The sequence below is a fragment of the Mycobacterium intracellulare ATCC 13950 genome (assembly GCF_000277125.1).
Lineage (GTDB): Bacteria > Actinomycetota > Actinomycetes > Mycobacteriales > Mycobacteriaceae > Mycobacterium > Mycobacterium intracellulare.
The window spans coordinates 3,382,969-3,396,943 of record NC_016946.1; the positions used below are offsets into that span (position 1 = coordinate 3,382,969).

The 13,975-nt window shown below is 67.8% G+C and carries 10 protein-coding genes and 2 pseudogenes; 3 read left to right on the forward strand and 9 right to left on the reverse strand.

Annotation, left to right across the window (positions count from 1 at the left end; translation table 11 throughout):
- Nucleotides 1–42: 42 nt before the first annotated feature.
- Nucleotides 43–987 carry a hypothetical protein gene (locus OCU_RS40175; RefSeq protein WP_008257954.1) on the forward strand — a complete coding sequence of 315 codons (945 nt, stop codon included), beginning with the start codon at nt 43–45 and terminating at the stop codon, nt 985–987.
- On the opposite strand, the pseudogene OCU_RS40180 reads toward OCU_RS40175, so the two are convergent.
- The 3 genes and pseudogenes from OCU_RS40180 to fabG1 all read right to left on the reverse strand — a co-directional run.
- Nucleotides 959–2,006 (reverse strand): annotated as a pseudogene (locus tag OCU_RS40180) (ferrochelatase); the annotation flags it as partial. The gene OCU_RS40175 and the pseudogene OCU_RS40180 sit on opposite strands and share 29 nt — an antisense overlap.
- A gap of 6 nt (nt 2,007–2,012) precedes the next feature.
- Nucleotides 2,013–2,822: an NADH-dependent enoyl-ACP reductase InhA gene (gene inhA / locus OCU_RS40185; RefSeq protein WP_009953267.1), complete on the reverse strand. Its 810-nt coding sequence runs from the start codon at nt 2,820–2,822 to the stop codon at nt 2,013–2,015.
- Between the two features lie 34 nt (nt 2,823–2,856).
- Nucleotides 2,857–3,624 (reverse strand): 3-oxoacyl-ACP reductase FabG1, encoded by a 768-nt coding sequence (gene fabG1, locus OCU_RS40190; protein WP_009953266.1) that lies wholly within the window; start codon nt 3,622–3,624, stop codon nt 2,857–2,859.
- A 148-nt stretch (nt 3,625–3,772) separates the two neighbouring features.
- Here fabG1 and OCU_RS40195 point away from each other — a divergent pair.
- Nucleotides 3,773–4,613: pseudogene (locus OCU_RS40195) on the forward strand (hypothetical protein).
- Between the two features lie 69 nt (nt 4,614–4,682).
- Here the strand turns inward: OCU_RS40195 and OCU_RS40200 are convergent.
- The 6 genes from OCU_RS40200 to OCU_RS40225 form a co-directional block, all read right to left on the reverse strand.
- Nucleotides 4,683–5,690, reverse strand: coding sequence for a VWA domain-containing protein (locus tag OCU_RS40200; protein ID WP_008257965.1), 1,008 nt, complete (start codon nt 5,688–5,690; stop codon nt 4,683–4,685).
- Nucleotides 5,691–5,697: 7 nt separating this feature from the next.
- On the reverse strand, nt 5,698–6,609 hold the full coding sequence (locus OCU_RS40205; protein WP_014380439.1) for a DUF58 domain-containing protein: 912 nt from the start codon (nt 6,607–6,609) through the stop codon (nt 5,698–5,700).
- A 38-nt stretch (nt 6,610–6,647) separates the two neighbouring features.
- Complete coding sequence (gene moxR1 / locus OCU_RS40210; RefSeq protein ID WP_008257970.1) at nt 6,648–7,781, reverse strand: chaperone MoxR1; 1,134 nt, start codon at nt 7,779–7,781, stop codon at nt 6,648–6,650.
- A 122-nt stretch (nt 7,782–7,903) separates the two neighbouring features.
- Nucleotides 7,904–8,638, reverse strand: a complete 735-nt coding sequence (ripB, locus tag OCU_RS40215; RefSeq protein ID WP_008257972.1) for an NlpC/P60 family peptidoglycan endopeptidase RipB — start codon at nt 8,636–8,638, stop codon at nt 7,904–7,906.
- Between the two features lie 25 nt (nt 8,639–8,663).
- The gene (gene ripA / locus OCU_RS40220; protein WP_044059217.1) at nt 8,664–10,100 is read right to left on the reverse strand and encodes an NlpC/P60 family peptidoglycan endopeptidase RipA; all 1,437 of its coding nucleotides are present in this window, start codon (nt 10,098–10,100) and stop codon (nt 8,664–8,666) included.
- Between the two features lie 202 nt (nt 10,101–10,302).
- Complete coding sequence (locus OCU_RS40225) at nt 10,303–10,875, reverse strand: Rv1476 family membrane protein (RefSeq protein WP_014380442.1); 573 nt, start codon at nt 10,873–10,875, stop codon at nt 10,303–10,305.
- A gap of 259 nt (nt 10,876–11,134) precedes the next feature.
- Between OCU_RS40225 and acnA the strand changes: the two genes are divergently transcribed.
- The gene (gene acnA / locus OCU_RS40230; protein ID WP_041787074.1) at nt 11,135–13,972 is read left to right on the forward strand and encodes an aconitate hydratase AcnA; all 2,838 of its coding nucleotides are present in this window, start codon (nt 11,135–11,137) and stop codon (nt 13,970–13,972) included.
- The last annotated feature ends 3 nt before the right edge of the window (nt 13,973–13,975 follow it).

Genomic DNA, 13,975 nt, shown 5'->3' on the forward strand with positions numbered 1-13,975 from the left:
CGTGATCCGCCTGTGCGGGGCAAAACAACTACACTGCGTCTGGTGTGGTGTCCCAGTGTTTCGCTGTCCCTGTGGGCCAATGCCTGGCTCGCGGGTAAGGCCGCGCCCGATGACGTCCTGGACGCGTTATCCGTTTGGGCGCCAAAGCAATCGGTGACCGCGTATGATGCCGTGGCGGCGGGTCATACCGGGCTGCCGTGGCCCGATGTCAACGACGCCGGGACGGTCACGCTGCTGCAGACTCTGCGCGCCGCGGTGGGCCGCCCCACGTCGACGCGGGGGGCGCCTCCCCTGATGCGCGGGACCATCAACGTGGTTTTGCCGGTACCCGGCGATGTGCGCGGCCTGGCCCCGGGAACGCAGTTCGAGCGGGACGCGCTGTCCGCCGGCGAGGCGATCATCATCGCCAACCCCCACAGCCCCGCTACCGCCGTCGGCCTGGTCCCCGAATTCTCCTATCAGGACGACGACGACACGCCCGACGACTACGAGACCGGCCTGGCCGAACTGTGCACACTGACGTGGACCGTGTACTCGCTGCCCGGCGCCCCGATACTCGACCACTACGAGCTGGGCGACGCCGAATACACCCTGCGGTCCGCCGTGCGCTCTGCCGCCGACGCGCTGGGCACCATCGGGCTGGGATCGGCCGCGGCCGACGTCGACGATCCGCGGGGGCTGGTCGAACAATTGCTGGAATCCGCACGACAACACCGCATTCCGGATCACGCGCCGTCGCGCGCGCTGCGGGTGCTGGAGAACGCCGCGCACGTCGACGCCATCATCGCCGTCAGCGCGGGGCTGAGCCGGTCCGACTCACCGGACCGTTTCGCCGCGCCCATCGCCGCCGGCCTCGAACCGCTCGGCACGCAGTCGTCGTCGGAGGCCCGCATCGCCAGCGACGCGCTACGACCGCTGACCGCCGTGGTGCGTTCGGCGCGGATGGCCGCCGTGACCGCGATCCTGCATTCGGCCTGGGCGGACTAGTCCTGATAGCGGGCCGCACAGTGCGGGGGCTCGCAGGGCGCGCCGTCGACGCTGGCGAGGCAGCCGGGCACCGGGTCGGGACCGGTCACGCGTTCGGGCGCCCGGCCGTGGCGCAATTCGTCGATCAGGTCGACGGCCAGTTGCGCAAAACGCGGGTGGGCGTTGGGCGTTGACGCCCGCACCACGACGATCCCCGCGGCCTCGGCCTGTCCCGCCAACTCGTGGTCGAGGTCCCACACCACCTCGATGTGGTCGGCCACAAAACCGATCGGGCAGACGACGACGGCCGTCGTGCCCGCCTCCGCCAGGGCCGCCAGGTGGTCGGCGACGTCGGGCTCAAGCCACGGAACCTGGGGCGGCCCCGACCGCGACTGCCATACCAGGTCGTAGTCGGCGTATCCGGCGGCGGCCGCCACAAGGCTTGCGGCGTAGGCGACTTGCCGGCTGTACAGCCGCGGGCCCAGCCGCTCGTCGGCGGCCACCGGGATCGAATGCGCGGTGAACACCAGGCGCGCGCCGGGAACCGTCTCGGCCGCGTCGGCGATCGCCCGCGCGAACATCTCCACGAAAAGAGGATGGTCGAAATACGGCCGCAGCTTGACCAATTCGGGTGCGTCCGGCCCGGCGGCGCGTCGCGCCCGAGCGATGTCCTCGACGTATTGGGTGCAGCTGGAATATCCGCTCCACGCCGAGGTGGTGAACACCGCCGCTCGGCGAATCCCGTTGTCGCGCATGGTTGCGACGGTGTCTTCGACGTAGGGCTCCCAGTTGCGGTTGCCGAAATAGACCGGGATGTCCAGGCCGCGGTCGGTCAGTTCGGCGCGCAACTGCTCGATCAGCGCCAGGTTGATCCGGTTGATCGGTGACACCCCGCCGAAATGCAGGTAGTGCTCGGCGACGTGGTCGAGGCGTTCCGGCGGCACGTTGCGACCCCGGGTGACGTTCTCCAAGAACGGCCGCACCTGCTCGGGGCCTTCCGGCCCACCGAAGGACAGCAGCAGGACGGCGTCGAATTCCATTAGGCTCTAAAGCAATTGCGTGCTGGCGCCACCGTCGGCGTAGATGATGGTCCCCGTCGTCGCCGGCAGCCAGTCCGACAGCAGCGCGCACACCGTCTTGGCGACCGGTGTCGGGTCTTTCATGTTCCAGCCGATCGGGGCGCGCTGGTCCCAACCCTCCTCGAGCAGCTGCATCTGGGCGCCGGCCTCTTCGCCCAGCGCACCGCCGACGATCGCGCTCATCGCCAGGGTCCGGATCGGGCCCGCGGCAACGAGATTGGAGCGGACGCCGAACTTACCCGCCTCGCGCGCCACAAACCGGTTGACCGATTCCAGCGCGCTCTTGGCGACCGTCATCCAGTTGTACGCCGGCATCGCGCGGCTCGGGTCGAAGTCCATGCCGACGATCGAACCGCCGGGGTTCATGATCGGCAGCGTCGCCTTGGCCAGCGAGGCGTACGAATACGCCGAGATGTGAATGCCTTTCGAGACGTCCTCGTACGGCGCGTCGAAGAACGGGTTGATGCCCATCCCCGTCTGCGGCATGAACCCGATCGAGTGCACCACGCCGTCGAGCTTGTTGCCGTCGCCGATCTCGGCCGTCACCCGCTCGGCCAGCGAGTTCAGGTGCTCCTCGTTCTGCACGTCGAGCTCGATCAGCGGCGCCTTCTCCGGAAGCCGGTCGGCGATGCGCTGAATCAGGCGCAACCGGTCAAAACCGGTCAGCACCAACTGCGCCCCGGCCTCCTGGGCCGCCTTGGCGATGTGAAACGCGATCGACGAATCGGTGATGATCCCCGAGATCAGGATCCGTTTGCCGTCGAGCAGTCCAGCCATGTCCGTCCTTAGTGTCCGTATGTCGTATTTGAAGTCAGTGGCCCATGCCCATGCCGCCGTCCACCGGGATGACCGCGCCGGCGATGTAGCTGGCGTCCTCGGATGCCAGGAAGCTGACCACCCCGGCGACCTCGGCGGCGGTGCCGACCCGCTTGGCCGGGATGAAGTCCAGCGCACCCGCCTGGATCCGCTCGTCGAGGGCACGGGTCATCTCGGTGTCGATGTAGCCCGGCGCCACCACATTCGCGGTCACGTTGGCCTTGGACAGCTCCCGGGAGATCGAGCGGGCCATGCCGATCAGGCCGGCCTTGGCGGCCGCGTAGTTGGACTGGTTGCCGATGCCCCAGCTGCCGGAGACCGAGCCGATGTAGATGATGCGGCCGAACCGCTTTTTCTGCATGCTGCGCGCGGCGCGCTGGGTCACCCGGAACGCCCCGGTGAGGTTGGCGTTGATGACCTCCTCGAACCGCTCCTCGGTCATCCGGATGAGGAATGCGTCCTTGGATATGCCGGCGTTGGACACCAGCACCTCAACCGGCCCCTGGTGCTCCTCGACCTCCTTGAAGGCGCGGTCGATGGCCTCGTTGTCGGTGACGTCGCACACGACGCCGAACAACCCCTCGGGCGCCCCGGATCCCCGGTGCGTGACCGCCACCTTGTGGCCGTCGGCGGCCAGCCGCTGCGCGATCGCCAGACCGATCCCCCGGTTTCCTCCGGTAACCAGGACCGAGCGGGCTACGAATGCGGGTCTGCCGTAGTCGGCAGCACTTTCGGTGGTGTTCTCGGTGGCCGTGTCAGTCACCCCGTCAACCTATCGCCTCGGCTCACGCTGGCCGTAACCTCCCCCGTTTCACCACGCGGCCGTAACGCCAGGGCGAAAAATCGCGCGAAATCCCGCCGTGGCGTTACGAGCGCGATCCGGTGTCGGTGTGACTCAGCACACTCTCGTCATGACCGACCCGTTCCTCGGCAGCGAAGCCCTGGCCGCGCGACTGATGTCGCGGCATGAGCTGCGGAGTCGTTACGTCGCCCTGCATCGCGACGTGTACCTGCCGAGGGATGCCGAACTGACGGCGATGCTGCGGGCCAAGGCGTGCTGGCTGCGATCGCGCCGGCGGGGCGTCCTGGGCGGGCTTCTCGGCCTCCGCCATGCATGGCGCTCGGTGGATCGACCCGTCCCGACCCGCCGAGATCATCGATACCAATCGACGTCCGGCCCCGGGCGTACACGTCTGGGAGGAACGCATCGAACCGGACGAGATCACCGTCGTCGAGCAGATGCGCATCACCACGCCGGCGCGCACCGCGCTTGACTTGGCACGTCGTCATCCCAGAGCCATCGCGGTCGCCGCGATCGATGCGCTGGTGCAAGCGACGGAGCTGAAGATGGCCGACGTCGAGGTGCTCACGGACCGCTACCGCAGCCGCCACGGCGTGAGGGCCGCCAGGGCGGTTCTCGAACTGGTCGACGGCGGGGCTCAGTCCCCGAAGGAAACGTGGCTGCGTCTGTTGTTGATCGATGCCGGCTTCCCGCGGCCGCAGACACAGATCGCCATACGCAACGAATGGGGTTGGGCTGAGGCGTATTTGGACATGGGGTGGGAGGACATCAAGGTCGCGGTCGAGTATGACGGCGACCACCATCGGTCCCTGCGCACCCAATACGCCAAGGACATCGGCCGGCTCGAGATTCTCGAGCGTTACGGCTGGATCGTCGTCCGCGTCATCGCCGAGCACCATCCCTCCGACATCATTCGCCGGGTGCGCGACGCCCGAGACCGCCGCTTGTAACGCCAGGGCGAAAAATCGCGCGGAATCCCGCCGTGGCGTTACAGGCGGGCTCAGAGGGACGGCGAAGACTCAAGTCGGCAGGCGGCGGTTGATCAGCAGCGCCGCCAGCGCCGCCAACGCCAACACCAGCGCGCCCAGCCGCACCCAGCCCACGCTCGCATCGCCCTTGATCGTCTCGTAGCCGATCTGCTGTTGCAGGGTCGCGTAGACGGCCTTCAGCTCCTGCAAAGACGCTGCGTTGTAAGCGTTTCCGCCCGAGAGCTGGGCCACCTTCTTGAGGGTCTCGTCGTCGACCGGCACCGGCTGGCGCTGGTCGTTGATCTCGACGAAACCGTAGGGGGTGCCGAACGAGATCGTCGAGATCGGCACGCCCTGGTCCTTGGCGGTGCGCGCGGCGGTGAAGGCGCCCTTCGGGTTGTCGGGGTTGGTCGGCATCGTCTCCTTGCCGTCGGAGAACAACACGATGCGCGCCGGCGGCGGCTTGTCGCCGCCGCCGATCACCGCGCCGACCGTCGCGATGGCCTGCAGGGCGGTGAAGATGCCCTCCCCGGTGGCGGTGCGGTCGGCGAACTGCAGCTTGTCCAGCGCGGCCTTGGTCGAGTCCCGATTGGTCGTCGGCGACACCAACACCGTCGCGGTCCCCGCATACGCGATCAGTCCCAGGTTGATGCCCGGGGTGAGCTCGTCGGCGAACTGCTTGGCCGCCTCCTGGGCCGCCGCCATCCGGTTGGGTTGCACGTCGGTGGCGCGCATCGACTGCGACACGTCGATCACCAGCATCACCACCGCGCGGTTGCGGGGAATGCGGACGTCGTTCGTCGGGCCCGCCATCGCGATCGTGAACAGCACCAGGGACGCGACCAGCAGGATGGCCGGCACATGCCGCCACGTCGAAGGCCGTTTGGGCGCAACGCTTTCCAACAGCTCCATGTTGGCGAACCGCAGCATGCGCCGCTGCCGCGCCAACTGCATCAGGATGTAGAGCGCGGCCAGGCCGAAGACGACCAACAGGAACAGGAAGAACCACGAATGTTCGAAGCCCGACAACGACATCGGGCCCAGGAGCGGCAGGCTCATATGCGAGTCACTGGCGCCCCGCCAATGCCCCGCGCCGGCGGGATTCCACGAACCGCACGATGTCGGCGATCCAGTCGCGGTCGGTGCGCAGCGTCAGGACCGGGGCCCCGCAACTGCGGATGGTGCGCGCCACGTCGGCGCGGTGCGCCGCGGCGGCCTTGGCGAAGTCGTCGCGCAGCTGCGCGTCGATGGTGAACTCGCGGGTGACCCCGGACTCGGCGTCCTGCAGCACCACGTCGCCGATGTCGGGCAGTTCGACGTCGCGGGGGTCGAGCACCTCGATGGCCAGCACCTCGTGCCGGGCGGCGACCGCGCGCAGCGGGCGCATCCAGTTGATCGGCCCGAGGAAGTCGCTGATGATCACCGCCATACCGCGCCGGCGTTCCGGGCGGCGCAGCGCGTCGATCGCCGTCGCCAGGTCGCCGCGCACCCCGACCGGCGCGCGCGGCGTGGTGGCGATGGTGCGCAACAGCGTCTGCTCATGCTGGCGGCCGGAGCGGGCGGGCACCCGGGTGATGTTCGCGCCGGTGGACACGATCGCGCCGAGCCGGTTGCCGCCCCCGCTGTTGAGGAAGGTGATCGCGGCCGCGGCCGCGACCGCCAGGTCGCGCTTCTCGCACACCGTGGTGCCGAAGTCCAGGCTGGCCGACATGTCCACCACCAACCAGGTTTCCAGCTCGCGGTCGGCGATCATCTGCCGAACGTGGGGATGGGTGGTGCGCGCGGTGACGGCCCAGTCCATGCGGCGGACGTCGTCACCGGGCTGATACTCGCGCGACTCCCCCGGCTCGGAGCCCGGGCCCGGGATCAGCCCGAGGTGATCGCCGTGCAGCACACCGTCGAGCTTGCGTTTGACGGTGAGCTCGAGGGTGCGCAGCGCCGCCGACAGCTTCGGGTCATCGATCTGCCCGCGCTGCATCGACGGGGGATGGACAGCCGACCGCCCCTTGGGCCCGGTCACCGACCGCTGGCCGCGCCGGCGGGTTGCATCACCGGGGCCACCGAATGCCCTTGCTGCGGAACGGCATTCACCTGAGGCAGGGCGACCGTCTGCAGCACCCGGTTGATGACGATCTCCGGCGAGATCTCGTCGGCCAGCGCGTCATAGGTGAGCACGAGCCGGTGCCGCAGGACGTCGGGAATGACGTCCACGACATCTTGCGGAATCACGTAGTCGCGGCCGCGGACCAGCGCCAGCGACCGGGAGGCGGCGATGATGCCCAGCGAGGCGCGCGGCGACGCACCGAACGAGATCCACGTCTTGACGTCGTTCATGCCGAGCTGTTCGGGATGACGGGTGGCCGTCACGACGCGCACCACATAGTCCACCAGCGCGTGGTGCACGAAGACGTTGGCCGCGATGTCCTGCAGGCGCAACAGGTCGCCGGTGTTGAGGATCTGCTTGGGCTCCGGTGGGCGCACGCCCATCCGGTAGATGATCTCGCGCTCCTCTTCCGGCGACGGGTAGCCGACGTTGATCTTGAACAGGAAGCGGTCGCGCTGCGCCTCGGGCAGCGGATACACACCCTCGTGCTCGATCGGGTTCTGGGTGGCCATCACCAGGAACGGGTTGGGCAGCGGGAAGGTCTTGCCGCCGATCGAGACGTGGCGTTCCTGCATGACCTCCAGCAGCGCCGACTGCACCTTGGCGGGCGCGCGGTTGATCTCGTCGGCGAGCAGGAAGTTGACCACCACCGGGCCGAGCTCGGTGTCGAACTCCTCCTTGCCCTGCCGGTAGATGCGGGTACCGATGATGTCGGTGGGCACCAGGTCGGGGGTGAACTGGATGCGCGCGAACGTCCCGCCGACCACCCGCGCGAACGTCTCGACGGCCAGCGTCTTGGCGACGCCCGGCACACCCTCGAGCAGCACGTGGCCCCTGGACAGCAGGCCGACCAGCATCCGCTCCACCAGCTGGTCCTGGCCGACGATGATGCGTTTGACTTCGAAGATGGCGCGCTCGAGGGTCTGGACCTCGGCGGCCAGTCCGTTGCCCCCACCCGTCGGCGCTTCGTGAGCCGGCGAACCTGCTTGCCCGCCCGGGCCCGAGTAACCACTGGCGCCTGGCGGCGGCCCACCTGCTGCTGTCATCAAGAACCCTCCACGCTCAATCGGACACGACTGCCGGGCAGCGACGTGCCCTCGTCCAACTATTCCAGGCCTGCCGGTCCCCGTCGACGCTCGCCCGGCCGATGGGTCGCCGGCCCCCGCGATCAGTACTCGATGATCCTGGTCAGGAACGGCGTCATCCCCGGCTTACGAACCGGACTGACCGTAACCTTCCCGGCGCTGCCGGAGGCCTCCAGCATCTGGCCGTTGCCCAGGTACATGGTGACGTGCTGGCCGCCGTTCGGGCCGTAGAAGATCAGGTCGCCGCGCCTGGCCTGATCCGGCGGGATGTGGCGCCCGGCGTTGTACTGGTCACCCGAGAACCGCGGGATCAGCACGCCGACCCCGGCGAAGCCGTAGCGCATCAGCCCCGAGCAGTCGAAGCCGGTGATGTTGGCCCCGTCGCCGACGCCCTTGCTGGGGCCGTCCAGCGAACCGCCGCCCCACGAGTAGGGCACGCCCATCTGCGACCCCATGCGCTTGATCACGTACTCGATGGCCTGCCGCCCGTAGACCCGCGGGATCTTGCCGCCGGGGTTGGAGGGGGTGGCCGCGCTGGGAGCGGGATCGCCGCCGATGTTGATGCCGAGCCCGCCCAAAAACTGCTTGCCCAAATTGAACGTGGTCTGGGTGGCCTGGGCGGTGGCCTGCAGCGAGGCATTGGCGACGGCGAGCGGATCGCCCGGGGCGCCGGCGCTGATCTGGGCCGGCAGGGTGGGATCCCACGCGCCCGGATCGGCCGCGGCCACCGGAGCCGGGCCGGCCACAGAAAGCATCAGCCCGGTCACCACGGTGGTGATCCAGGCGAAGTTGATGAGACGGAATCGCTTGCGGCGCATGACTTCCCGTTCAGTTCTCACTGGATCACCATTCGATGTATCGGACCACGTAGGGGGTCATGCCGCTGGTGCGCACCGGGGCGACGCGAACCTTCAACCCGATGTCGGGAGCCTCGAGCATCTGCCCGTCACCGAGGTAGATCGTCACGTGCTGGCTGCCGCCCGGGCCGTAGAAGATGACGTCGCCGCGGCGCATCTGCGAGGACGGGATCTTGCGGCCGAGGTTGTACTGCGAGCCCGAGTAGTGAGGCAGCTTGATGCCCACCCCGGCGAACGAGTACAGGACCAGGCCCGAACAGTCGAAACCGGTGATGCCGGCCCCGGAGTCGATCCCCTTGCTCGGGCCGGCCGCGTTGCCGCCGCCCCAGGAGTAGGGCACGCCGATCTGCGACATGCCGCGCCGGATCACGTACTCGGTGGCCTGCCGGCCGTACACCCGGGGAATGCGCCCCCCGACCCCGCCCGGCGCCGCGTTGGTGATGCCGGTGTCGTCGGGCTTGAGGATGCCCAGCTGCTGCAGGAAGTTGCGGCCGAGACCGGCGGTGACCTGTGTCGAGGTGGCCGAGATGCCCAGCACCTGGTTGATCACCGCGATCGGGTCGCCGGGGATGTTGGCGCTCGGGACCATCGGCAGCGTGGGGTCCCAGGCGCCGTCCCACTGGCGGGCCCCGGACGACGGCGCCGCCCCGCCGGGCGTTCCCGTCTCCCAGCGATCGCCCGACGCCGGGGAGCCGCCCGAACCTTGCCGGGCGGCCGCCTCCCGCTTGGCCGCCTCGAGCTTGGCCTGCGCCTGGTTCCTCTCGGCGGCCAGCCGGATCATGTCCTCGCGCTGTTCGTCGAACTTCTGCCGGGAATTGGCCAGCGCCGCCACGGCGGCATCCTGGCTGGACTTGGCGTCGGCGGCGGCCTTGTCGGCGTTCTGCTTGGCCAGCCGCGCCGCCGATTCCTTGTTCAGCTGCTCGGTGCGGGCCTGCTGCAGCTTGGCCATCACGGTCTGCGAACTGGCGGTCAGGCTCTTGGCGGCGGCCTCGGTGGCGATGATGTCGTCGGGGCTGCTGGCGGTCAGGTAGCTGCTCGACGGTCCGTTCATATAGGCGGCCGCGGCGAACGTGTTGAAGCGCTGCTGCGCCCCGGCGATCGCCGCGTTGGCGTCCTTGACCGCCTGCTGGCTGGTCTCCAGATCGTGTTGGGCGGTGGCCACGTTGTCCCGGGCGGTCTCCACATCGACGAGGGCCTTGTTGACGCTTTCCTGTTCGGTCTGAATTTCGGCGCTCAGGTTCTGCAGGCGCTGGTTGGCCTTGGCGACGTTCGCGATCAGTGCCGCGAGATTGTCGGCGGCGGGGTCAGCCTCCGCCAGTCCCGGGGTGCACACCAAGAGGGCCACGCTCAACACCGATGGCACGACGGGCCGGAGCAATCTTGCGGTCGGTCGCGCGGAAGACCCCCAGCGTGTGCGTCTCATTCGACTAGGTCTCCTACGGCTCGACGCGACGGGCGGCGCCGGCCACAGCATTCTCGTAAGGCGCCAAAGACAACACCAGCATCATTTGCACCGTACGTCACACAGGTGGGCGTGCAAACGCTCCACCGAAATCGCACTCTCTACGTGCGTTTAATGTGACCGAACGGTGACCTGGCCCGTTTGCCGAATTAGCCGCGAGTCGTCAGGACCCGGTGTTGGCCTCGGCGTCCTCAGCGGTCGCCGACTCGTCCGAGGTTGCTGAGCGCTCGCCGCGCACCTGCAGCAATCGGGTGCCGACGGCCGCGGCGAAGACCGCGATCAACAGGAAGATCGTCAGGCCGGTCCAGGGAAACTCGGGCGTGTCGAGCTCGTGCAGGAAATGTTGCGCCGAGACCACAGGGTTGCCCGTCTTCGCGATGTCCTCGCCGGCCTCGAGGGTGACGCGCGGGAACTGCGTGCTGTAGCTGCCGACGTAACTCGGGCTCAGCGTCAGGACGGTGGCGTCGTGGTAGTCGGCGCCGACCACGGTCGAGATGTCGCGCAGCGGGGTGTCGTTCGGGGGGTTGTGGTCGAGCAGCACGATCTTGAGGTTGATGCCGTCGGCGTGCGCCTGGTTGACCACCTCGAGCAAACCGGGCATGGCCGCCGGCGGCGCGCTGACCCCGGTGGCGGCGACCTGGGCCTTGATCATCGTCATGTCGACGTCCACCGGAATGTAGGCGGGAAGGACCGGAACCGTTTGCGGCGGCGGTCCGAAAGAAACGTGCCCGGTCATCTGCGCCTCCTGCGGTAGTGCTAGAGGCACCGTACGCGACGCGCGGGCGCCGCATCGCGCCCGGCGCCGATCGCGCCGCGTTCATCCCGGCGAGATTCGGGCGCACGCGAAGGTTTAACCGGCGGCCACCGCGATAAGACTGCAATCAGGACTGCCGTAGTAATGCAGGACAAGCGTACTGTTAAAGTTGCATGATCGTTTTGGACGATCCGCCGACACTCAGCCCGTCGGCGCTAGAACTAAATCCTTGGGAGTTGAAGTGACTGATTCTGTGAACTCATTCGGAGCCCGCAACACCCTCGAGGTCGGCGACAAGAGTTACCAGATCTATCGCCTCGACGCCGTCCCCAATACCGAGAAGCTCCCCTACAGCCTCAAAGTCCTGGCCGAGAACCTGCTGCGCAACGAGGACGGCAGCAACATCACCAAGGACCACATCGAGGCCATCGCGAACTGGGATCCCAAGGCGGAGCCCAGCATTGAGATCCAATACACCCCGGCGCGCGTCGTGATGCAGGACTTCACCGGCGTGCCGTGCATCGTCGACTTGGCCACCATGCGCGAGGCGATCGGCGAGCTCGGCGGCGACCCGGAGAAGGTCAACCCGCTCGCGCCGGCCGACCTGGTGATCGACCACTCCGTGATCGCCGACCTGTTCGGCACCGCCGACTCGTTCGAGCGCAACGTCGAGATCGAGTACCAGCGCAACGGGGAGCGCTACCAGTTCCTGCGCTGGGGCCAGGGGGCGTTCCAGGACTTCAAGGTGGTGCCCCCGGGCACCGGCATCGTGCACCAGGTCAACATCGAATACCTCGCCAAAGTGGTGATGTCTCGCGCGGACGCGCAAGGCACAGTGGTGGCCTACCCCGACACCTGCGTGGGGACCGACTCGCACACCACGATGGTCAACGGCCTCGGCGTGCTCGGATGGGGCGTGGGCGGCATCGAGGCCGAGGCCGCGATGCTCGGCCAGCCGGTGTCGATGCTGATCCCCCGCGTGGTCGGCTTCAAGTTGACCGGCGAGATACAGCCCGGCGTGACGGCTACCGACGTCGTGCTGACCGTGACCGAAATGCTGCGCCACCACGGCGTGGTCGGCAAGTTCGTCGAGTTCTACGGCGAGGGCGTGGCCGAGGTGCCGCTGGCCAACCGAGCCACCCTGGGCAACATGAGCCCCGAATTCGGTTCCACCGCAGCGATTTTCCCGGTCGACGAGGAGACGATCTCTTATCTGAAGTTCACCGGCCGCAACGACGAGCAGCTGGCGCTGGTCGAGGCCTACGCCAAGGAACAGGGCATGTGGCACAACCCGAAGCACGAGCCCGAGTACTCCGAATACATCGAACTCGACCTGTCCGACGTGGTGCCGTCCATCGCCGGCCCCAAGCGTCCGCAGGACCGGATCGCGCTGGCCGACGCGAAATCCACGTTCCGCGAGCAGATTTGCGACTACGTCGGTGACGACCCCGACAAGAAGGAATACTCCAAGCTCGACGAGGTTGTCGATGAGTCGTTCCCGGCCAGTGACCCGGGGCAGGCGACCAACGGCCACGCCGACGACCACAAGGTGCAATCGGCCGCCGCGCACTCCAAGGGCCGCGTGAGCAGCCCGGTGACGGTCAAGTCCGACGAACTCGGCGAGTTCGTGCTCGACCACGGCGCGGTGGTGATCGCCGCCGTCACGTCGTGCACCAACACCTCCAACCCCGAGGTGATGCTGGGCGCCGCGCTGCTGGCGCGCAACGCCGTCGAAAAGGGCTTGGTCTCCAAGCCATGGGTGAAAACCACCATGGCCCCGGGCTCCCAGGTGGTCCACGACTATTACGACAAGGCCGGCCTGTGGCCGTATCTGGAGAAGTTGGGCTTCTATCTGGTCGGCTACGGCTGCACCACGTGCATCGGTAACTCCGGCCCGCTGCCCGAGGACATTTCGAAGGCGATCAACGACAACGACCTTTCGGTGGCCGCCGTGCTGTCGGGCAACCGCAACTTCGAGGGCCGCATCAACCCCGACGTGAAGATGAATTACCTGGCGTCGCCGCCGCTGGTGATCGCCTATGCGCTCGCCGGCACCATGGACTTCGACTTCGACGAGCAGCCGCTCGGCAAGGACAAGGACGGCAATGACGTCTTCCTCAAAGACATCTGGCCGTCGCAGAAGGACGTCTCCGACACCATCGCCTCGGCGATCAACCAGGAGATGTTCACCAAAAACTACGCCGACGTCTTCAAGGGCGACGAGCGCTGGCGCAACCTGCCCACGCCGAGCGGCAACACCTTTGAGTGGAACCCGGATTCGACGTACGTGCGCAAGCCCCCGTACTTCGACGGGATGCCCGCCGAGCCCGAGCAGGTCGCCGACATCACCGGCGCGCGGGTGCTGGCGCTGCTCGGTGATTCGGTGACCACCGACCACATCTCCCCCGCCAGCAGCATCAAGCCGGGCACCCCGGCGGCGCAGTATCTCGACGAGCACGGCGTGGAGCGCAAGGACTACAACTCCTTCGGCTCTCGGCGCGGTAACCACGAGGTGATGATCCGTGGCACGTTCGCCAACATCAGGCTGCGCAACCTGCTGCTCGACGACGTGTCCGGCGGTTACACCCGCGACTTCACCCAGGATGACGCGCCGCAGGCGTTCATCTACGACGCGGCGCAAAACTATGCGGCGCAAGACATTCCGCTGGTGGTGCTGGGCGGCAAGGAGTACGGGTCGGGCTCGTCGCGTGACTGGGCGGCCAAGGGAACCCGGCTGCTCGGGGTGCGCGCGGTGATCGCCGAGTCCTTCGAGCGCATCCACCGGTCCAACCTGATCGGTATGGGCGTGATCCCGTTGCAGTTCCCCGACGGCAAGTCCGCCAAGGACCTGGGGCTGGACGGCACCGAGGTGTTCGACATCACCGGTATCGAGGCGCTCAACGACGGCAAGACGCCGAAGACGGTGAAGGTCAAGGCAAGCAAGGACGGTTCGGACGCAGTGGAGTTCGACGCCGTGGTGCGCATCGACACCCCCGGCGAGGCCGACTACTACCGCAACGGCGGCATCCTGCAGTACGTGCTGCGCAACATGCTGAAGTCGGGCCAGAAGTCGGACTAGCGC